Source organism: Paenibacillus sp. S02 (assembly GCF_019454065.1).
Classification (GTDB): Bacteria; Bacillota; Bacilli; order Paenibacillales; family Paenibacillaceae; genus Paenibacillus; species Paenibacillus polymyxa_B.
In genome coordinates, this window is record NZ_CP073682.1 from 3,405,225 (window position 1) to 3,426,703 (window position 21,479).

Annotated in this window: 20 protein-coding genes; 9 read left to right on the top strand and 11 right to left on the bottom strand. The window is 47.7% G+C overall.

Annotation, left to right across the window (positions count from 1 at the left end; genetic code table 11):
* Nucleotides 1-186: 186 nt before the first annotated feature.
* Nucleotides 187-612, top strand: coding sequence for a MaoC family dehydratase (locus KAI36_RS14985; protein ID WP_220025292.1), 426 nt, complete (start codon nt 187-189; stop codon nt 610-612).
* Nucleotides 613-680: 68 nt separating this feature from the next.
* On the opposite strand, the gene KAI36_RS14990 is transcribed toward KAI36_RS14985, so the two are convergent.
* Nucleotides 681-1,733 (bottom strand): ketopantoate reductase family protein, encoded by a 1,053-nt coding sequence (locus KAI36_RS14990; RefSeq protein ID WP_220025293.1) that lies wholly within the window; start codon nt 1,731-1,733, stop codon nt 681-683.
* A 202-nt stretch (nt 1,734-1,935) separates the two neighbouring features.
* Here KAI36_RS14990 and KAI36_RS14995 point away from each other — a divergent pair, with 202 nt between their 5' ends.
* Nucleotides 1,936-2,481: a TetR/AcrR family transcriptional regulator gene (locus KAI36_RS14995; RefSeq protein WP_220025294.1), complete on the top strand. Its 546-nt coding sequence runs from the start codon at nt 1,936-1,938 to the stop codon at nt 2,479-2,481.
* A gap of 61 nt (nt 2,482-2,542) precedes the next feature.
* Here KAI36_RS14995 and KAI36_RS15000 read toward each other — a convergent pair whose 3' ends face one another.
* Nucleotides 2,543-2,719, bottom strand: coding sequence for a tyrosine-protein phosphatase (locus KAI36_RS15000; protein ID WP_220025295.1), 177 nt, complete (start codon nt 2,717-2,719; stop codon nt 2,543-2,545).
* A gap of 225 nt (nt 2,720-2,944) precedes the next feature.
* Here KAI36_RS15000 and KAI36_RS15005 point away from each other — a divergent pair, with 225 nt between their 5' ends.
* From KAI36_RS15005 to hydF, 7 genes are all read left to right on the top strand, one after another.
* Nucleotides 2,945-3,481, top strand: a complete 537-nt coding sequence (locus tag KAI36_RS15005; RefSeq protein WP_231517125.1) for a hypothetical protein — start codon at nt 2,945-2,947, stop codon at nt 3,479-3,481.
* Nucleotides 3,482-3,608: 127 nt separating this feature from the next.
* The gene (fdhF, locus tag KAI36_RS15010; protein ID WP_220025296.1) at nt 3,609-5,771 is read left to right on the top strand and encodes a formate dehydrogenase subunit alpha; all 2,163 of its coding nucleotides are present in this window, start codon (nt 3,609-3,611) and stop codon (nt 5,769-5,771) included.
* A complete protein-coding gene (locus KAI36_RS27540) occupies nt 5,768-6,418 on the top strand; it encodes a 4Fe-4S dicluster domain-containing protein (RefSeq protein WP_023989098.1) in 651 nt (216 codons plus the stop codon). Before fdhF ends, KAI36_RS27540 begins: the two co-directional genes overlap by 4 nt.
* Before the next feature lie 71 nt (nt 6,419-6,489).
* Nucleotides 6,490-7,956: a [FeFe] hydrogenase, group A gene (locus KAI36_RS15020; RefSeq protein ID WP_220025297.1), complete on the top strand. Its 1,467-nt coding sequence runs from the start codon at nt 6,490-6,492 to the stop codon at nt 7,954-7,956.
* 65 nt (nt 7,957-8,021) lie between these two features.
* Nucleotides 8,022-8,612, top strand: coding sequence for a 4Fe-4S dicluster domain-containing protein (locus tag KAI36_RS15025; protein WP_013310648.1), 591 nt, complete (start codon nt 8,022-8,024; stop codon nt 8,610-8,612).
* The gene (locus tag KAI36_RS15030) at nt 8,609-10,057 is read left to right on the top strand and encodes an aspartate ammonia-lyase (RefSeq protein ID WP_220025298.1); all 1,449 of its coding nucleotides are present in this window, start codon (nt 8,609-8,611) and stop codon (nt 10,055-10,057) included. The genes KAI36_RS15025 and KAI36_RS15030 overlap by 4 nt, the downstream gene beginning before the upstream one ends.
* Complete coding sequence (hydF, locus tag KAI36_RS15035) at nt 10,044-11,297, top strand: [FeFe] hydrogenase H-cluster maturation GTPase HydF (RefSeq protein WP_220025299.1); 1,254 nt, start codon at nt 10,044-10,046, stop codon at nt 11,295-11,297. The genes KAI36_RS15030 and hydF overlap by 14 nt, the downstream gene beginning before the upstream one ends.
* 147 nt (nt 11,298-11,444) lie before the next feature.
* On the opposite strand, the gene hydG is transcribed toward hydF, so the two are convergent.
* The 9 genes from hydG to KAI36_RS15080 form a co-directional block, all read right to left on the bottom strand.
* Nucleotides 11,445-12,857: a [FeFe] hydrogenase H-cluster radical SAM maturase HydG gene (gene hydG / locus KAI36_RS15040; RefSeq protein WP_220025300.1), complete on the bottom strand. Its 1,413-nt coding sequence runs from the start codon at nt 12,855-12,857 to the stop codon at nt 11,445-11,447.
* 49 nt (nt 12,858-12,906) lie between these two features.
* Nucleotides 12,907-13,959, bottom strand: coding sequence for a [FeFe] hydrogenase H-cluster radical SAM maturase HydE (hydE, locus tag KAI36_RS15045; protein WP_258296878.1), 1,053 nt, complete (start codon nt 13,957-13,959; stop codon nt 12,907-12,909).
* A gap of 256 nt (nt 13,960-14,215) precedes the next feature.
* A complete protein-coding gene (locus KAI36_RS15050; RefSeq protein WP_220025302.1) occupies nt 14,216-15,832 on the bottom strand; it encodes an alkaline phosphatase in 1,617 nt (538 codons plus the stop codon).
* 117 nt (nt 15,833-15,949) lie between these two features.
* Nucleotides 15,950-17,089 carry an amidohydrolase family protein gene (locus KAI36_RS15055; RefSeq protein WP_220025303.1) on the bottom strand — a complete coding sequence of 380 codons (1,140 nt, stop codon included), beginning with the start codon at nt 17,087-17,089 and terminating at the stop codon, nt 15,950-15,952.
* Complete coding sequence (locus tag KAI36_RS15060; RefSeq protein WP_220025304.1) at nt 17,079-18,149, bottom strand: pyridoxal-phosphate-dependent aminotransferase family protein; 1,071 nt, start codon at nt 18,147-18,149, stop codon at nt 17,079-17,081. The genes KAI36_RS15055 and KAI36_RS15060 overlap by 11 nt, the downstream gene beginning before the upstream one ends.
* Entirely contained in the window at nt 18,136-18,918 is a 783-nt protein-coding gene (locus KAI36_RS15065; RefSeq protein WP_220025305.1) for an ABC transporter ATP-binding protein, read from the bottom strand. The genes KAI36_RS15060 and KAI36_RS15065 overlap by 14 nt, the downstream gene beginning before the upstream one ends.
* Complete coding sequence (locus KAI36_RS15070) at nt 18,915-19,688, bottom strand: ABC transporter ATP-binding protein (protein ID WP_258296765.1); 774 nt, start codon at nt 19,686-19,688, stop codon at nt 18,915-18,917. Before KAI36_RS15070 ends, KAI36_RS15065 begins: the two co-directional genes overlap by 4 nt.
* A complete protein-coding gene (locus KAI36_RS15075; protein ID WP_220025306.1) occupies nt 19,673-20,539 on the bottom strand; it encodes an ABC transporter permease in 867 nt (288 codons plus the stop codon). Before KAI36_RS15075 ends, KAI36_RS15070 begins: the two co-directional genes overlap by 16 nt.
* Complete coding sequence (locus KAI36_RS15080) at nt 20,536-21,462, bottom strand: ABC transporter permease (protein WP_346730186.1); 927 nt, start codon at nt 21,460-21,462, stop codon at nt 20,536-20,538. The genes KAI36_RS15075 and KAI36_RS15080 overlap by 4 nt, the downstream gene beginning before the upstream one ends.
* Between the last annotated feature and the right edge of the window lie 17 nt (nt 21,463-21,479).

The following is a 21,479-nucleotide window of genomic DNA, read 5'->3' on the forward strand; positions in this document are numbered from 1 at the left end:
ATTAACAGAGGCTTTTCATGCTTATACTCTAAATTAGTTTTGTTGCTATAACGCTACGGATTCTAAAGGGAAATATCAAGTTGTAGACTGACAATACGCCATTAAGCTAACGGGCAGTTTAACTTGATTGGTGATATTATGCTACTCTAATATAAATAAGAAAATAATTAATCAAGAGGTGTAATAATGCGGTTTCATGAATTTTATATCGGACAAGTATTTAAAACCAAGTCTTTAAAATTAACTAAAGAGGACATTACCAGATTTGCAAGGGAGTTTGACCCGCAATATATGCACTTAGATGAAGAAAAAGCATTGCAAGGCAGGTTTAATGGAATTATCGCTTCAGGAATTCAAACATTAGCTATTTCTTTTAAGCTTTGGGTTGAAACAGGCAGTTACGGTGATGAGGTTATTGCTGGAACGGCTATGAATAATATTAAATTTATTAAACCAGTATATCCAGGCGATGAATTGTACACCATTGTTGAAGTGATTGGAGTAAAAGAGAAGCGGAATGAAACAGGACTCGTTACTGTATTGCTGTCGACTTTCAATAACAAAGAGGAGAAAGTTTTTGAAGGCGATTTATCCGTTCTGGTTAAACAGTAAAGCTTTATAAAAAATCAATTGATAATGGTTTGAAGAGGTCCATGCATTCTAGCACGGACCTCTTCTCTTTATTTTAACGTGGCTTGACTTGCGGCTTCATGTTCAGCCACACGTTGCAGTAATTCCTTCAAAGCCTTCATTTGGCGACCTTGACGTTGCCCTTCTACAACTGAATTTCGCATAGATTCTACATCCTGAGTCCGCACTTCACCACCATGATGGAAACGATTGAACGCTTGATAATCTAACGGAAGCATATCTCGTTCCATTTTAAGATGTATTTTCGCCGTCATGCGTGATCCCATCATTAAACCCATGATCTTACCGACAACACCATGCTTTGGTAGAGTTGCTATTTCACCTTGTGCTCGGCAAGCATGTTGCCAAAGTTCTTTATTGGCTACAACGGTCGAGAAGTTAGGCCAGCCTAAAATATCGCAAGCGGCGTATACAGGAAAGCCGACACTTGAGAAAATATTGAACATTGCCGGGCTTACTTGACCACAACGTGAAACTTTAGAGCGATTGTACAGTGTGATAAATTGCTTTGCTGCCACTTTATTATTGGTCTCGACTTGAAACCCCACGCCGTTCGTCGGGTGTTTGTAACAGACAATAGCTTGGGTAATCTGCTTGGGATCCGTTGGTTTGTGTACAGGCAAATCAGCGTTGGATTGATGACTTAGCGTACCCAGTATTCCTCTTAGCAACTGGTCTTCGGGAATTCGCATAACCTGAAGATAATGTTCACGAATGCCACTTCCAAACCCACACATAATCACGGTACTTGCAGAATCACGTACGATATCACCCATTTTGGATAACATATCTATGCCTTCTGGTGTTCGACTAGCATTTCCATCCAATGTAATAATAATAAATTGATATTGCTGAGGTTTTATTTCTTCTACATTTTCAATGACATTAAAATCGCTAAAATTTTTCAATGTAGCATCATCATAGCAATATAGTTTTTGTGGAGAATCGAATGTTGCTTTTCGTCCTTTTCGTACAAGAAAGGTAATATCAGTACCGGATAAGTGAAGGTGGTATCCAACAGAAAACCCTACTGCTCCTGCGCCCACAATGAGTATTTTGGGTTTGTTTGAGGTGGTTGTCATGTTTTATTTACTCTCCTTGTATGTTTGAAATAAATTATATTTTTTAATCATTATCATCAAATGAACATGTGTTGATTTAATGTCGCGATGTAAGTATAATCTACTCATCTCTGCAATCACAATAATCAATACATGAGTTAGTGTTATGAATTCAACAGTTCAGCTTGAGTTTGTTGAAAAGATGAAAAAAGAGGGGTAACATATGGTTGGAGTCAAGAATAATAGAAGAATTAAATATACGATTGATCTCATTAAAGAGAGTTTCCTGAGTCTATTAGAAACAAAAAAATTGCCTCAAATAACGGTTACTGAAATATGTAAACAGGCAGATATCAACCGTGGCACTTTCTATCTGCACTACAAAGATCCTTATGAACTATTTGAAGTAATGCAACATGAATTTAATCAAGAAATAATGGAAACGTTACAAGAAAGAGACAGTCCCTGCGCAACAGAAGAATCAATGATCAACCTATTGAACATCATTCGAGATAAGAAAACGATGTATAAAATCTTAATTTCGGAGACAGGAAAAAATAATTTTTTATCACAAGTCTTGCTTGAAGATCATGTGCGAAGAAATGGAGAAGAACCAAACAGGAAGAAACCATGTACAATGGACTATTCTTTCACTTACATGGTTCACGGTTCCATTGGAGTCATTAATCAATGGCTCGAGTTAAATGGTAAGGAAAGCCCGCAAACTATTGCCCATATCATTTCTTCCCTGGGTCATCAGAATATTTAGTTTAAAAGAGTCGCTAATATAGCGGCTTTTTTTATTCCAACTAAACATTAACATATGACTCCTATTCTAAATGTAGCTCCTGCAAGTGCTGCTTCTCTTGCAGCGTCAAACCAAGACTTTTCTCGATAAAAGCATCAATGCTGCCATATTTTTTCTGCTTTACCGTAACTAAAGTACAGGCGGCACTGTACAGTTTCAGGTTTCGACTTGACGGATCGAATGATGCGTTTGTAATCATATAAATGAATAATTTACTATAAATCTCTGAGATTCGCACTGTGCTATTTTAGTATAGTGGGCTTTGAGAATGACATTTACTAATTTCAGCCCATAGTTTGTCATTCAACTGCTTTTGTATTGGATCTGTACAAACAACGCGATGGAACGAGAAGCATCATACAAACCATAGAGGTATAGCTACTTCAAGAGCGGTCTAATCTATGTAAAATTTTGGTTCAGTGTAATGAATTTCACATCTTTCCGGGTCAACCTGTTCTACCATAGAAGGGTGATACGCCGTGCTGGGCAGACCACTTTGGTCGGGACGGTTACGTCTTGTTCTAAACCAGCTACACAGGCTGTCTGGCATGCGCGGCAAGTACGCCTTTATTTTGATTCGAAGCGGAGTGTCCAGATGTTGAATACTGAATTGGAATACCGTGAGCGCATCAGGAAGTTGGCCGTGTGTATTGTCAAGCACTACCGGGGAAAAGGACCGGACAACGTCAAGGTTTCACTGGATTCGCCACTCCGGATTACGGTAGAAATTCGAGGTACATTGTCTAATTTGTCCGAAATTCTCGTTCATGAAGGGGCTGAGGACAAGGTCAGGGAATATTGGGATGTTCTTCGTCCCTATCTGGAAAAGGAGTTTATGAACGAAGCCGAAAAAACACTCGGCAGTCCCTTCACTTATACTTGGGAGGTCTGCCCCTCCGTCCATGGAGACGGACACATTATCATTACTCTAGAACTACAACACATACACCGGTTGGATTAGCGGGAAGGAGCTTGTCTCCTCGCTCGCGGATAAGCCAGTACAGGATGCAGCGTAAAGCGGCATTTTTGTATTGGCTTTTTTTATGTTACGAGTTTCATCTATTTCATATAAAAGAGGTGCTGCACTTATGGCAGACAAGGTATTGACCGTATGTCCCTACTGCGGGAGCGGTTGTCAGCTTCATTTGCTGGTGGAAAAAGGACAGGTAATTGGCGCAGAGCCGGCTGGTGGTCGTACGAATGAAGGAACGCTGTGTCTGAAAGGACACTATGGATGGGATTTTTTGAATGACCCGCAAATTCTGACTGCACGCTTGCGCAAGCCCATGATTCGCAAAAATGGAGTTATGGAGGAAGTGGAGTGGAAGGAAGCCATTCAATATACTGCCGAACGGCTGTCAGCAATTAAGGAAAAATACGGACCCGACTCCATTATGGGAACGGGCTCCGCACGCGGTCCGGGAAATGAAGCCAATTATGTCATGCAAAAGTTCATGCGGGCGGTCATTGGCACGAACAATATTGACCATTGCGCTCGTGTATGCCACGGCCCTTCTGTGGCAGGTTTGACTTACTCGCTCGGAGATGGAGCTATGTCCAACTCTATTCCTGAAATTGAACACTCTGATCTCATTTTCGTATTTGGATATAATGCACCCGAAACACATCCGATCGTCGCAAGACGCATTGTAGCTGCCAAGCAAAGAGGCGCCAAAATTATTGTATGCGATCCGCGCATGACCGAAACAGCTCGTATTTCGAATATGTGGCTACCCTTAAAGGGCGGTTCAAACATGGCTTTGGTGAACGCTTTTGGTCATGTACTTGTGCATGAAGGACTGTACGACAAACGATATGTTGAAGCAAACACAGAAGGCTTTGCCGAATACGTAGACAGCATTAAAAAATATACTCCCGAATATGCGGAAGGCATTACGGGGGTCAAGGCGGCCGACATCCGGGCGGCTATGAGGGAATATGCAAAGGCCCCTACCGCTACAATTTTGTACGGAATGGGCGTATGTCAATTTTCACAGGCCGTTGATGTGGTAAAGGGGCTTGCTTCCCTTGCACTGTTGACTGGAAATCTGGGCAAGCCGAATGTGGGAATCGGACCTGTACGGGGACAAAACAATGTACAGGGTTCCTGTGACATGGGCGCATTGCCGAATGTGTATCCTGGCTATCAGGATGTAACAGACACCACAGTCCGCAAAAAGTTTGAAAAAGCATGGGGTGTTGAGCTGCCGCGTAAAAAAGGATATCCACTTACGGAGGTACCACACCTCATTCTGAAGGAGAACAAGCTGAAAGCTTATTACATTTTCGGAGAGGATCCTGTACAAAGTGATCCGAACGCCGCCGAGTTGCGTGAAGCCCTAGACCAATTGGAATTTGTCGTGGTTCAGGATATTTTCATGAACAAAACAGCGCTGCACGCCGATGTCATCCTCCCTTCTACTGCCTGGGGCGAGCATGACGGTGTATATTCTTCGGCAGATCGGGGCTTTCAGCGCATCCGTAAAGCCGTTGAGCCACAGGGGGATGTTAAGCCAGACTGGGCCATTATTAGCGAGGTTGCTACCGCCATGGGCTACCCTATGTCCTATGCAAACACAGAGGAAATTTGGGATGAAATGCGCAGCCTCAGCCCATTATTCTCCGGTGCCAGCTACCAAAAAATGGAGCAGCAAGGCGGCGTGCAATGGCCCTGCCCTACTGAGGATCATCCAGGTACACCGTATTTGTATAAAGGAAATCAATTTTCGACACCTAGTGGCAAAGGCAGATTATTCGCCTGCGAATGGCGTCCACCACAAGAACAACCGGATGCAAAATACCCGCTTGTCTTGTCCACAGTCCGTGAAGTAGGTCACTATTCTGTTCGTACCATGACTGGCAATTGCCGTGCGCTGCGCCAGTTGTCTGATGAGCCTGGCTTTATTCAGATTAGCCCAGAAGACGGAGCAGATCTGAATATTCTGGATGGCGAAATTGTTGCTATATCCTCTCGCCGGGGACGCATCATGGCCCGGGCACAAATTAGTGACCGTGTGCAACAAGGTGCGACCTACATGACCTATCACTGGTGGGTTGGAGCATGCAACGAGCTAACCGCTGATTTTCTCGATCCGGTATCCAAAACCCCGGAATTAAAATACTGTGCCATCCGTCTGGAACGGATCGCCGACCAAGCGCAGGCCGAACGTGATGTACATGAATCGTACCAACGGATTCGCAGACAGATGAACGTCCAGGAAGCTGTTTTGGCTGATAAGGTGACGAGATGAGCGGCACAGGGAATATGATGCACCGTCCGACAGATACCCGGTCAGCTTCGACGAGTAGAATGGGAGCAGCCAGTAGAACAAGCGCTGTTGCTTCTTCTTTTGTAGTCGCAGACGCCGGACAGTGCATCGGCTGCAAAGCCTGTGAACTTGCGTGCTTCGCCGTTCACAGTCAGGCTAACGGCATAGGAGCTTCGGTCGGAACCGTCAGCGTACCTGTTGTACCCAAGGTGTATGTTGTACGTACAGGGGAAATGTATGTGCCGGTGCAATGCCGGCATTGCGAAAATGCCCCCTGCGCACATGCCTGTCCGGTGCAAGCCATTCGTCAGGAGGACGGCGTCGTTATGATTGATGAGGAACGATGTATCGGCTGTACCTCCTGTGTTTTGGCCTGCCCCTTCGGGGCAATTGAGGTGTCTCCGGTCTACCGGGCAGGACACGTTGTAACGCAGTCCGGCCTGACTCACCGTGCAAATCGAGTCGCCCTTCCCCGCACCGCGGCAAGCAAATGCGATCTGTGCGCGGAAACAGAGAACGGACAGCCTGCATGTGTAGAGGCCTGCCCGAATCATGTCCTACGGCTGGCCAAAGGTATATCCGACTCACCTCCAGAGCCTCGGCGGGAAGTCTTTTTCCCACGCCTATAAGGTCAAAATCAGCCGCAGAAAGGTAGAAAACCATGTCAACCACAATAGACAAGATCTCTTCACCTCCTTGTATGAAGACGACTGATTGCACAGACCCTGTCATTCATATTGACCCTACGCTCTGCACAGGATGCAGACGTTGTGCTGGGGTTTGTCCAGTTGATGCCATAGAGGGATTGCCCGGAGAACCGCAAACCGTTAATGCAGACCGATGTGTTATTTGCGGTCAATGTGTACAAATATGCAGCGTATACGCATCTGACTGGGCAGGTTCATCTTCACAGGAAGGCGCTGCTAGACGGCTGGAACGTATCCAAGAACGCGATATGCCTGCCGACATCAGAGAGCCGCTATTCGCTGCCTATTATAGCTACAACTTGAATAAGGTAGCCGATATGATGACCAAACCTGGACAGTTTCGGATCGTCCAATGTGCTCCGGCCATTCGTGTTTCACTCGCGGAGGAATTTGGAATGCCGTTCGGCACCTTGACGCCTGGGAAAATGGCTGCTGCTTTGCGCCGCCTTGGCTTCGACCGGGTATACGACACCAACTTTGGAGCTGACGTGACCATCATGGAGGAAGGCACTGAATTGATTCGTCGCGTGACCGAAGGCGGTCCCTTACCCATGTTCACATCCTGCTGTCCAGCATGGGTCCGATTTGCAGAGATTGAATATCCCGATCTGCTAGACCATCTATCCAGCTGCAAATCTCCGATGCAAATGTTAGGAGCGCTAATCAAATCTTATGGCGCACAACTGGACGAGGTGGAACCTGCGAATATATACAGCGTTGCCATCATGCCCTGTACCTGTAAACAATTTGAATGCGATCGTCCTGAAATGGAATCTGACGGTTACCGTGATGTGGATGAGGTACTGACCACGCGTGAACTTGCATATTGGATCAAGCAGCGCGGAATTGATTTTGCAAACCTGCCTGATGAAGAATTCGATTCACCGTTAGGGCAATATTCAGGTGCAGGCTCCATTTTTGGAGTCACCGGAGGAGTCATGGAAGCTGCCATCCGTACAGGTTACGAGCTGTTGACCAATGAAAAACTGCCGAAGCTCCAGCTCGATTTTGTACGTGGTGAGGAAGGCATTCGAGTAGCTGAGGTTCAGGTAGGCAAGCTGCAGCTCAAGGTAGCGGTCGTCGCCGGGCTACAACATGCCTATCAGCTACTGGATCGTGTCCAGGCAGGCGAATGTGATTATCATTTTATTGAGGTGATGGGCTGCCCTGCTGGATGTATCAGCGGAGGGGGACAACCCAAGCTCATGTTAGAAAAGCAACGAATTGAAGCTTATCGGGCACGTAAATCCTCCATCTATGGACATGATGCTGCACACCAGGTACGAAAATCGCATGAGAACCCTCACATCATCAAACTTTATGATGAATTTCTAGGTGAGCCGCTGGGTCATGTGTCGCATCATCTGCTGCACACCACCTTCCAACAACGGGGGCCCGGCAAACAAAGCCGCAGCAACAATATTTCCACCAAAGGGGATGCGGATTACTCCATTCATTAATATATTAAGTTATTTTTATGCTGTATACATTATATTTGTCGTTAGTTAGAGAGGAGTCGAATTGTATGAATCGTTTTGTTTTAGCTGATCCCGATCAATGTATCGGCTGTCGTACCTGTGAAATCGCATGTGTCATCGCACATTCAGCGGAGAACCCTTTTATCTCGCCGGATGATGAGTTTCATTTTCACCCTCGTCTGAAGGTTATCAAATCATTTGGGGTCACTGCACCCGTTCAGTGTCGTCACTGTGAGGATGCTCCATGCGCCAACGCTTGTCCGAACGGCTCCATTACGAACGCAGATGGCTGCATTCTCATTAATAGCGAAAGCTGCATTGGCTGTAAAACCTGCATGATCGCCTGCCCTTACGGCGCGATTACCATGGTACCCGAGTATCGAAACGGGCAACCTGTCGTGCAGGATGGATTGTATACCAATATGTCAGGACGTTTGCAACCCAAAGAGCGCATGATTGCCAGCAAATGTGATTTATGCGAAGGCGTGGACGGCGGTCCGGCCTGTATTGGTAAATGTCCAACACAAGCCCTCAAGCTGGTCGAGCCAGATCTGGTTCATGCCCGGGTTGAAGAAAAACGCGCTGCAAGTGCACGTCAGCTACTGCATATGACACGCATTCCGGCAACGGGTCTATGACCGAAGGTTTCCCTCTGCCTACAAATACGCGAACCGAGCGGGATGCGCTAGGAGAGATGGAAATTCCCGCAGATGCCTTTTACGGTATTCACACCGCACGCGCGATGAACAATTTTGCGGTCAGTGGCAGGCCCGTGAACCAAAACCTGATCCACGCTCTTGTGTTGGTAAAAAAAGTAGCCGCTCAAGTGAATGGTGAGCAGAAACGGCTTCCTGCCCAACGGGCCTCTGCCATTGTAAATGCCTGCGACGAAATACTCGCCGGGAGGCACCAACAAATGTTTACCGTGGATGCCATGCAAGGCGGCGCAGGCACCAGTACCCATATGAATGTAAATGAGGTCATTGCTAATTTGGCCATCGTACAGCTAGGAGGCAGACCAGGGCAGTATGAGATTATACATCCGCTGGATGATGTGAACTGCTGCCAGTCTACGAATGATGTCTATCCCACAGCGCTACGAGTTGCAGCGATACGGCTGCTTCGGCCTTTATGTGACACGATGTCTTCATTACAGGATGCTTTACAGCATAAAGAAACAGAATATGCCGACCTGCTCAAACTAGGCCGCACTCAGCTAATGGATGCCCTGCCCATGATGGCCGGGCAGGGCTTTGGTGCTTACGCAAAGGCCATAGCGCGCGACCGCTGGCGTCTCTACAAAGCCGAAGAGCGGCTGCGGGAAATCCCTATTGGAGGCACGGCGATTGGCACAGGTATGAATGCGCCCCGCGCTTACAGCTATCGGATGGTCGAAAAGCTGGCTGATGAGACTGGTTTTGGACTGAGTCGCAGCGACCACCCGATGGACCCGATTCAAAATATGGATGTATTTGTGGAGGTGTCCGGTCTACTCAAATCAGCCGCCGTGAATCTGTACAAAATATCTGGCGATTTTCGCCTACTGGCCTCTGGTCCTTTCGGTGGTATTGGCGAATACACGCTGCCTCCAGTTCAGGCGGGATCCTCTATTATGCCTGGCAAGGTCAATCCGGTAATAGCTGAAATGGCAGGACTAACAGCCATGCGTGTGATAGCCGAAGATGCGGCTATCACTATGGCCGCTGCCTCCGGTCAGTTGGAACTAAACGCATTCCTGCCGCTCATTGCCGAATCGATGCTGGAATCGCTACATATTCTGAACAGCGCGGTTCGACTATTCGAGGAACGATGTGTGCGCGGCCTGATCGTGCGTGAGGAACGCTGTACTACAAATCTGCGTAACTCAGCCGTGATGGCTTCTGCGCTGGTCGCGGAGCTTGGCTATGATGAAGCTGCCTCCATTGCATCTGCAGCCATTGTGCAAGGTCGCACACCAGAGGATATTGCAGAAGATCGCGGCCTACTGACCCGTTCGCGGATTGACCAATTATGCCATCCCTATACAGTAACCAAACCCGGAATTCCGGGGCAGGAAGAAGGAACTCACCATGGGAATGAATGATACCCCCCGTAGCAACCGACCACATATTGTCCTGCTCGGTCGCCGCAATGCAGGCAAATCCAGCATTCTGAACACCCTGACTGGTCAGCCCGTCGCTGTGGTATCTCCTGTAGGAGGAACGACCACGGACCCAGTTTTCAAACCGATGGAGCTGCTCCCAGCGGGTCCCATTGTTCTGGTGGATACCGCCGGACTGGACGATGAGGGTGAGGTCGGGGAGCTGCGCCGCAACAAAACGCTAGAAATACTTAATAGTACAGACTTGGCCTTGCTCGTTATCGACGCCACCGTTGGAGTCGGACCATTCGAGCATGAGCTACTCGAAAAGCTCCGCACCAAAAAGATTCCTGTTATTGGGGTATTGAATAAGGTAGATACTCTTACTGAATCAGATAAAACGGCTACAAAGCTGGCAACTGAATTGGATCTCACCCTAATTCCTTTCAGTGCATCTTTGCTCCAGGGAGACACGGAACTGAAAAAGGCTATCACGAATACTCTCCCCCAAAACGAGGATCGTTTCCGTATCGTCGGTGACCTGTTGTCACCCGGCGATGTTGTTGTGCTGGTCGTTCCCATCGACAAAGCTGCACCAAAAGGCCGTTTGATCCTGCCACAGCAGCAAACAATCCGCGATACACTAGAGAGCGATGCCATCGCCGTAGTGACCAAAGAACATGAATTACGATTGACGCTGGAGAGATTGGGGCGCAAACCTCGCTTGGTCATTACCGATTCACAGGTTTTTATGAAAGTAGCGGCCGACACGCCCAAGGATGTGCCTCTCACCTCTTTTTCCATCCTGTTTGCCCGTCATAAAGGCGATCTGGACGAACTGGTACGAGGTGCAAGAGCCATTGATCGCCTCAAGGATGGGGACCGTGTACTCATTGCCGAAGCCTGCACTCACCAATGCCAATCTGACGATATTGGTCGAGTGAAAATTCCCCGCTGGCTCCGCCAAACGATAGGCAAACGTCTCATCATCGAGCATGCATCCGGCTCCAGCTTCCCTGATGATCTGAGCGAATATGCACTGGTTATCCATTGCGGTGCATGCATGCTCAATCGGCGTACGATGCTTCATCGAATGTCGGAAACGAAAGCTGCCGGAGTGCCGATTGTGAACTATGGTATTTTCATCGCTTATGTACAGGGGGTCTTTCCCCGTGCTATTGAATGCTTCCCATCTGCTATGCTGGCATGGGAGCAAGCTGTAGAAGCCGGCAGTTATTCCTAAAAGACCTCATCTCGTCATTAACATTTTTTTTCAGACACACAAAAGCAGTCGCGCTGATTCCAACGCGACTGCTTTTTATTTTCAAGTTCGATTATAAATCATGAGAATTTTCATAGCGTGAAATGATACTACGAATAATATAAATTGCTAAAAATACAAATCACGCTCGCCTGCTTCCAGTCGTTCCAGTCTGTCAAGCGTCAAACGGCGCGTCGATTCACGTGGTATACGCTCCAGATTCTCTCGCAGAGCGGCAGCTCCCAGTTCACGCGCCTCCTCATCCCCATAATCCAGCAGATATTCTTGGAAGGTCAGCAGCGAATTCGGCTGGCACACATTATGAATTTGTCCTGATTTGGCAAGCTCCATGAAACGATCTCCAGTTCGCCCCTCACGGTAGCAAGCTGTGCAGTAGCTCGGCATATATCCACCACGGCACAGACTTTTAATAATTTCCGATGGTGAGCGATGATCCCCCACCTCAAATTGAGGCTTATCATCAGTTTCCTGTTTTGCATATGCCCCTACGCCTGTAGCTGAACCTGCACTAATCTGCGACACGCCTAGACCAATAACGCGGTCCCTATATTCTGACTCCTCGCGTGTGGACAGGATCATACCAGCATAAGGAACAGCCAGTCGAAGAACGGATACAATTTTCATAAAATCCTCATCGTTGACCAGGTACGGATATCGCTCCAGGTCTACATTTTCAGCCGGACGCAATCGTGGAACTGAAACCGTATGAGGGCCACAGCCAAAGGCTTCTTCCAAGTGCTCGGCATGTTTCAGCATCGCTACGGTTTCATAGCGGAAATCATACAGACCGTACAACACACCGATCCCCACATCATCTATACCCGCACGCATGGCTCTGTCCATTGCGGTGGTGTGCCAATCAAAGTCCCGCTTTGGTCCCTGCAGGTGGAATTTACGATAGCTTTCCCGATGATACGTTTCCTGAAATAAAATATACGTACCAATGCCCACCTCTGCCAGCTTCCGATAGTCCTCCTCGGTTGTGGATGCAATATTCACATTGATCCGCCGAATGCTGCCGTTATCTACCTTGACCTCATAAATCTGGCGCAGACAATCGACGATATAGTCAATGGGACAATGGACTGGGTCTTCCCCAGCTTCCAGTACGAGCCGCTTGTGTCCCAGTTCTTGAAGCACTCTAACCTCCTCCACCAATTCCTCCGGTGTCAGACGGCTACGAGTAAAGCTGTCATTGGTATGTTTATAACCACAATATTCGCAGTTATTCACGCAGTGGTTGCTTACATATAAAGGGGCGAACAGCACAATCCGGTTGCCATAAATTTGTTCTTTGACTGCCCTCGAAGATTTGAACATCTCTTCCAATAATTCAGGATCATCCACATGCAAAAGAGCCGCCGCTTCACTCGCACTCAGTCCCCGGCAGGCTCTCCCCTTTTCTAAAATTTCTAAAATACGGTGTCGATCTGTTGCCTCTTGTTTCCCCTGCTCCACTGCTGCCATAATCTCTGCTTCATTGATAAATTCCGCTGACACTTTCTCCCGTACTCCACTCACGTATACCCATCTCCTTATTTATGGTTACTGCAATGTTTCCGTTATGGCCTCACAAAGTCTCCTGTCTCATAAGCTGTCGTTGCACCCTCAAACTATCGCCGCGCCCCATATCGACTTCAAATCCCGCTCCACGGATCCGCAGTTCCAGGCAATGTCGACATTGGGCAGACTCATCGCCCAAACATATTTTATTCTCATAAATCGCATACTTAGGTCTCACCGCTAGCGGCGACAAATTGGGCATCACCACATTTGCCCCTGCCTGAAGCGCCTTCTCCCTGCCTTGGGGATGAATCGTTCCCATTGCCGTGGACGCCGGAATAAGTGCATCTGGAACGACCAATCGGGATAACGAAATAATATCCAGTGCCTTTTCCATACTCCCCTGACTGGCATCCCGAAGCGGCGTGTTGCTATGCGGTAAAAAAGGGCCAATCCCGATCATATCTGGTGATAGGCTGTGTAAATAGACCAAATCGTCTGCTAATTCACTATTCGTTTGTCCTGGTAACCCCACCATACATCCGGCCCCGATCTGAAAACCGATTCGTTGCAAAGCCAGCAGACGGCTGCGCCTGCTTTCCATCGTCATCGTCGGATGCAGCTTGGCGTACAAACGGGGGGAAGCTGTCTCATGCCGCAGCAAAAAACGGTCCGCGCCCGCCTCGTATAATTGCTCATAAGTTTCATCATCCCGTTCACCGATGGACAGTGTAACCGCCACATCCGCAAAACGGCTTTTAATTTCCCGAATCAATTTCGTCAGCCGGGCTGCTGTGAACCAGTAATCTTCCCCACTTTGCAATACAAAGGTCCGATAACCGAGTTCATACCCCTCCGTACAACAGGCTAGAATTTCTTCCGGCTGCAAACGGTAACGATCTGCCTGTTTATTCGAAGCGCGCAGCCCACAATACATGCAGTCCTGACGACATATACTGGAGAATTCAATTAATCCCCGTAAAAAAACACCTTTGCCATAGCGCTCCAATTTGGTCCGAGCTGCCAGGTGGCGCAGTTGAGCCCGCAGCGTCGGCTCATCATCCAGACGTGTCAGCAGCTCCATCATTTCCGTATGCGTCCATTCCTTGCCGTCAGCCAGACGCAGTAATAATTCGTCCGTGACTCATCCCTTCTTCCCTCGTCCATCCGGACTTCACATCATCAGCGGCTTGTACCGTACATGTATTATTCTAGCAATATCGGAGAGGATGTAACGTGATTAGTTTCACAAAAAATCCCATTTTATAAAAACCTCCTCCAACTTCTGCCCCAAAAAATACACATTTATATCAACACACAAAAAAGCTGTCTCTTCCTCTAATGGAAGAAACAGCCCTTGTCGATGGTTCTGCTTATTACTGAATCAAATCAATCGCCTGCTGGGGTACAAAATAATCAACACCGTTAAATACAACTACACCGTTGAACGTGGTATTTTTACCATTCAGCGTAGCGACATTTTTGTATACCGGAAGCTCCAGCTTGTTACTGCCTTTGGTCACCGTAATGACTTTCGTGTCCGCAGTAAACTTGGCTCCTTTAGCTTCAAAAGCGGCTTTTGCAGGAACAAAAAGCTGCTTGCTGACCGTATCCAAATCCAGTCCAAGTACACGTGTCATATATTTATTGACATCAGTATTGTCGATTACACCGGTTGGACGGTCTCCGTTCGGCGCATACGTGTACAACACGACATCGCCTCCTGTATGTCCGCCTGTAGTCCAGCCAATATTCGCACGTTTGCTAATGATTGGTCCGACAGCATAGTTCATGCTGCCTTCTTTGGCATCTTTAATGGTTTTCACTTCTTCGTCTGTCAAATCGGTGATGCCAAAATATGTGGAAAGCACTTCTTTAATATTGCTGCGATCTGCATTCAGCTTGGCTTCCAAGCCTTCACCTGTCAGCTTAGCTTTTTTCAGTGGATCTATAAAAGAAGCTAAAGGTGTTTTGTCATAATTGCTAGTTGTATCGCTGCTACCAATCGTCAATCCACCGTTTCCGTGGTCTGTCACTGCTACGACGACTGTATTTTGGTTTTGTTTGGCGTAATCCACAGCAACTTTCACTGCATCGTCAAACGAAAGCACGTCACTAATAATTCCGGTTGGATCATTTGCATGGGCGGCCCAATCCACCTTACTGCCTTCTACCATTAAGAAGAAGCCTTTATCGTTTTTGGACAACACATCAATGGCTTTCGATGTCATTTCTGCCAGACTAGGTTCCTTGGATGCATCGCGATCCAGGTTATACGCAAGGGCTTCAGGAGAAAAGCTGCCCCAGAGCTTGCTGGAGGTCGAATTTTTCAACCCTTCAGGTGTTGTGACAAAGTCATAACCCTGGTCTTTAATTTGGGCTACCAAATCTTGGCCATCTTTACGCCCTGCTGCCTCCAAAAACTTGCCGCCTCCACCTAACACTACGTCAACCCCGTTGTAGGCTTGCTGCATACTGAGTGCATCATAATTTTTACGATCAGGATAATGTGCAGTAAAATCAGCTGGTGTCGCATGCATAATCTCCGAAGTCGCAATAATTCCGGTCGATTTCCCTGCCAGCTTGGAAGCCTCGAGAATGGAAGCTACAGGCTTTTTGGCGTCACCCGCTGCAATGGGTTGTTGTCCGGGCATTGTCGCTTCATCAGGAAGGACACCTACATACCCAGTATGAGATTTATGTCCTGTGGCAAAAGCAGTACCCGCTGGAGCAGAATCGGCAATTGGAGCATCTGCAGAATGCGTACGCACCATGCCGCTTGCCATGCTGTCTAACGTTAAGGAAGACCCTTTGTACCATCTAGCCAGTGCAGTGGCGTCATTAGCCATACCGTCTGGAATCAAAATAATTACGTTTTTAATCGACGTGTCCTTTTCGACTGCCATCGCCGTCCCACCGCTTACTGCTAGCATCATAGTCGCTACGAGTGCAGCCACCGATTTTTTCGTATGTATCCCCCAACATTTTAGCATTCAATTTCCTCCCAGACACTTTATTGTACAATCAGAACTAAGTCTAATCATACTTTGTCAAGAGAATGTTAAGGGGATTGTCTAACTATATTAAAGATGCTCTCTGGAGTATTGGTCTCACTCAAATTGCCCCTGAATTACCGATACGATACTTTCACGGAGTGCTTTGGCGTTTTGTGACTTATACGGATCAGCATTAAAAAGGATTGTATCTGCTGTGTAGTTTTCTTTTATACGTCCCAATCTGTCCCCATATCCCAAAATTTCAGCGGCGAACTCCGTGGCAGCCTGCCAGGCCTCTTTTCGAGTTAATCCACAGTCTATGAGTGTGTCTAATTCCTCAAGGTTACGTCCATGTAACGAAGGTGTGGCAAAATCTGTACCGAACGCAATTCGTACGCCTGCTCTTTTGGCATAGCTAACGGCTTTAGGGTGGGCTTCCGCGGCGCGGGCGGCGCGATCACAAATTTCCCTGTCGAGTGAAAGAACTCCAGACGGGTCTGCAGCAATACGATAGATGGAAGCAGTAGGCACAAAGGCTGTCCTGGATTGCGCAAGCCGGTTGGCTTGATCCTCGGTCAAATACATTCCATGCTCTATAGATTCCACTCCAGCGTCAATAGACCAATCCACAGTAGGTCCGCCCCAGGTATGAACCATGACTTTTATGTTGCGTGCATGGGCGCTACGCACAATAAAAGAGAATTCTTCCTCAGAAAAAATCGGGTTCAGCACTGTATCTGGCGACGAGCCTAGTCCCCCCGTTGCAAGAATTTTAATCCAGCTTGCCCCGGAATCAATAATTTCTGTTATCCGCCGTTCCAAATACTTAAGACCTCGTGCGTCTCCGGCTCCAAGCATATCACCACTGGTATAAACTCTTAAAGGCTGGCTATAATGCTGACCTATATGCTTCACCGTACTTGGCAAAAGCCCACCTGCATCACGCACTGAAGTCACTCCAGCCTGGAAAGTAGCCTCAAAGGCTTGCGCCTGCATCACTTCGATCTCCAGTTCATCGCGCTTCTCCTGGTCAGTATGATTAAAATCCGTCCATGCCAAATGCGTATGAAGATCAATTACGCCGGGGCTAATCCATAAATCTCCATCTGGACCATTTTGTTGAGTATGCGAGGATAAGGACTCTGCAATGGACGAAAAACGACCATTGGTGATTGTTATATCGAATCGTTTCCCATCAATCCCCGCCACAAATATATTTTTGTAGGTTAACTCTTTTTGAATTTTATTTTCCATCTTCATTCCCCCAAATTAACCTTTGGGCGGCAAGCGCATGATAAGGGTCTTGATGTACAAGCTCAGCAAGCGTTTTGATAGCTTCTTCAACGCTTTGTTGATTTGCCTTCGCCCCAAAATGGTTAATGCGTAAGAGTTTATTATGCAATTCTCCATCTCCGGGTGCGACAATGCCTATGGGCTGTTCGATATTGAAATTACCGCCTTGAGGGATCCGAACCGTTGTAGTCAACGTTGAGTAGCTATCTTTATTCCGCTGCCAAGGTTCAAGGCTCAAGGCTTTAATGCCGGCAATTGCAGCAGATGTAGTTAAGCGATGGCGGCGGTTGACCGCTTCCAGACCTTCTTCTTCAATAAGCTTTAATGCCTCTATAAGCGCACGGGCTTCCAAAACAGGGATGTTGGCAGGAACTCGCACGGGCGTCACATGATTAGGGGAACGCTTTAAGTCAAGCAAAGACAGTATGGAATTGCGCGGCGCATTGTCGTTGGAGGCCAGAAACTCCCAGCCACGGGGAGAAATCCCCACAGCGCTGATCCCGTTAGGCCCGGATAGTGCTTTTTGCGCCCCTACAGCTACAAAATCAATTCCCCACTCGTCCATAAGCACCGGTTCGCCCCCGATTGCAGAAACTGAATCTATCACGGTTATAATATTTGATCGACGCGCAAGCTCCATGATTTCCCTTGTTGGATTAGAGCCTCCTGTGACCACTTCCGCCTGCACAAAAGAAAGCGCACATGGGTTATATCGCTCAATCGCTGCGGCGACTTCATCTACAGTTACCACTTCATCAAAAGATGTTTTGAGTTCGATGACTTCTGCTCCGCCACGCGCAAGCCAGTTACCAAAAATCGTTCCATATGGACCTGTCACAATGTTTAGAATTTTACGGTCGGGCGCAGATATGCCTGCTGCTATGGCTTCAATTCCCAGGATCGCCTCGCCCGGTATGATTACCGGGGATTCTTGGGTGGACAGGAGTTTGGAGAGCAAGTTAGTTAGCGTATCAAACTCCGATATTGTAAGAGGTACAAATCCTTTATTATTTTGACTCATAAATACCTCCTGCAGAATGGGATATTGGCATTTTGGGAACAGCGGATAAAAGCTCACGGCTATAAGACGTTTCAGGACGAGAAAAGAATTTCTCCTTGGGGTTGATCTCAACCAGCTTCCCCTGCCGCATTACAGCAACAATATCGCTTATGGCATTTATAACTCCCAAGTCATGAGAGATAAAAAGCATCGTAAGATTAAGCTCCGATTTGAGTGTGCTCAACAGTTCAAGCATACTCCGTTGTACCGAAACATCCAGTGCGCTCGTTGGTTCATCTGCGATAAGTATGCTTGGCTCAACGCTTAATGCGCGGGCAATTGCTATCCGCTGACGCTGACCGCCGGAAAATTCGTGAGGGAATCTGCCAAGGGCGCTTTCATCGATGTGAACACGTGTAAGCAGTTCCCTACATTTCTTGTCCACTTGAGCTCGGTCAACAATCTTGTGAAAAAGTAAGGCTTCGGCAAGGATTTGCCTGATCGTATGCTTTGGATTTAGCGAGGAATCCGGGTTTTGAAAAACCATTTGTATTCTTTTATGCTGCTCCCGGCTCCGTCGCTTGCCCAATACCTGAGAACCCAGCATGATCCGGCCCTCATCCGGGGCGATCAGCCCGGCTATTACCCGCGCGAGGGTAGACTTTCCTGAACCCGATTCTCCCACAAGACCAAGCGTGGTACGCTCCTGCAGCTCCAGGCTTACTTGATCAAGCGCGGTGAACTTACCATAAGCAACCGTTATATTTTCTATCCGCAAGGCTGTTTTCATAAATCCGCGCTCCTTTCAAGATCCGGGAGAGGAAGCACTGAGCTTATCAGCAACTGTGTATACGGATTTTGCGGGTTTTGTAAAAGGGGCAAAGTGTCTCCTCGCTCTATGATTCTTCCCTCTTTCATAACGCAAAGCTTTGAGCACATCGAAGCAGCTACGGCAAGATTGTGTGTAACAAACACCATGGCAAAACCCAGCTCCTTTTGAAGACGTGAAATAACGTCAAGTATTTGCCGTTGAACCGTTACGTCAAGCGCAGTTGTTGGCTCATCACAAAGAAGGATGCCCGGCTTGCACGCCAAAGCCATCGCAATAACAATACGTTGACACTGGCCGCCTGAAAGCTGGCGGGGGTAACGGTCAGTATGCTTTAAGGAATCGGGAAGACCGAGCATTTCAAGCAGTTCCAAAGCTATTGTACGCGCGACCTTCCGGCTCACCTTCTGTCTGTAGTACACAACCTCGGCAAGCTGCCGGGCCACCGGGCAGAGAGGGTCAAGTGCCCTTATCGGGTCTTGAAAAATCATTGCGCATCTGCCATTGCTCCTAATATTCCCGCCAACTTGTTCAATACCGGAGGGAAGCAACCCTATGATGGAGCGAAGCGTGAGCGATTTTCCAGATCCGGATTCCCCCACAAGTCCTATACTTTCGCCCGCTTCAACTTTGAGACTCACATCGGTGACCAATTTATGATTCGACTGCGTCGCGAGCGACAAATTTTCCACTTCTAAAATTGGATTCATAGCATTCATTTTCTTCTCCATATATCTGCTAGCCCATCGCCCACAAGGGATAAGGCTATCCCTGTATATACTACCGCAAAACCCGGGATTGCTGAAAGCCACCACTTAGTAGATATAAAGGGCTGTCCATCAGAAATCATAGTTCCCCAATCCGGAGTTGGCGGCGCAATGCCGATACCTAGATAGCCTAGCGTAACAATGGCCACAAGCAGAACAGCCATGTCCGTCATAAGCACTACCACCGCTTGCGGTAACACATTCGGCAGAAGATGGCGCAGTATGATTTTAATATCCGGGATTCCCAGAGTTTTTGCAGCGGCTATCCATTCCTGCTTGCGAAACGATGCGCTAAGACCCTTGACCACGCGCGCGTATACAATCCAGCCAACCAGGACAAATGTAATGTATATCCCCTGTTCACCCGTACCGCTTGCAAACGCCACTATAATTACAATCAAATAAAAAGGGAACGCAATAAACGTATCGGTCAAAAGCGTGATAACCGTGTCTACCCATTTACCATAATACCCGGCAAGCATTCCCAGAAACACCCCCATACAAAAAGGGATGATCTCCGCCAGCACCATAATCTTCAAATCAGTCCGTGCGGCATAGATCAGCCGTGTAAACAAATCACGCCCCAGTTGATCGGTTCCCAACCAGTGTTCGAAGGACGGGGGTTGTAAAGTTGCCGAAATATTTTGATCAGAAGGCTGGTAGGGGCTAATAACCGGTGCGAACACTGCAATACCTATGAGTAACGCAAACATAATACTGCCCCATAAAAGAGATGGAGTATTTAGTATTTTTCCCAAAGAGCGGTTGCTATGCCCCGCCTTCTGAATCTGAAGATCTAATTGCGTGCGTTTCATTGTTCTCCTTTCGTCCTGGGATCAAGATACCCAGAAGCAACCTCAATCACGAAGCCGATGATGACCACAGATATCGCACAATAAAGAGCAATCCCCTGTATAACAGGAAAATCCCGGTTTGAAATGGCTGAAAATAACAGGCTTCCGATACCCTTGAGGCCAAAAACCTGTTCAATTACCAACGTACCGCCCATCAGGTAGGCAATGTTTACGCCAAGCAGCATAAGAGCGGGAAGAGCGGAATTGCGCAGGACATGCTTTACCAATATAACCCGGCCGGGGATTCCCGCTGCCTTCAAGGTTACAACAAAATCAGATTCCAGCACTTCCAGCATCTGCGCTCTTAAAGAACGAACGAGCGAGGGAATTTGCGACAATCCGACAGTGATCGCAGGAAGGGCGAGACTGTACAAGATTCCAAGCCAGCCCTCGCCGACTCCCCCAACGGGAAACCAGCGAAGCCGAACGCTAAATACCAGAATCAGTAGCAGTCCAACCCAAAAAATCGGCATACCGAGCGTTACAGCAGGCAAGATGCGTATCATGTGGTCAAGCAGTCCGTCTTTATGTGTTGCCGCAAGGGTGGCCAGCACCAGCGAAACAATGATGGAAAAAAGACAGGTCATTGCAATGAGCAGCAGCGTCACAGGGGCCCGCTCTGCAATCAACTCTCTTGAAGAAGTCTCAAAAACAATCGAAACGCCGGTATCACCGTGTGTAAAGAAATTGTGCACAAAGCCTATAAACTGCTCCCAAAGAGAACGATCCAGCCCCAACCTATGACGCATACTCTCAATAGCCTCAGCTGTGGCGTATTCCCCCAGAATCATTTTGGCGGGGTCTCCTGGCACCAGCCTTATGATGAAGAAGACTGCCACCACCACACAGATGACTACTGATGCCGCTCTTATCATAGCGCGCACAAGCCATTTGTGTGGGG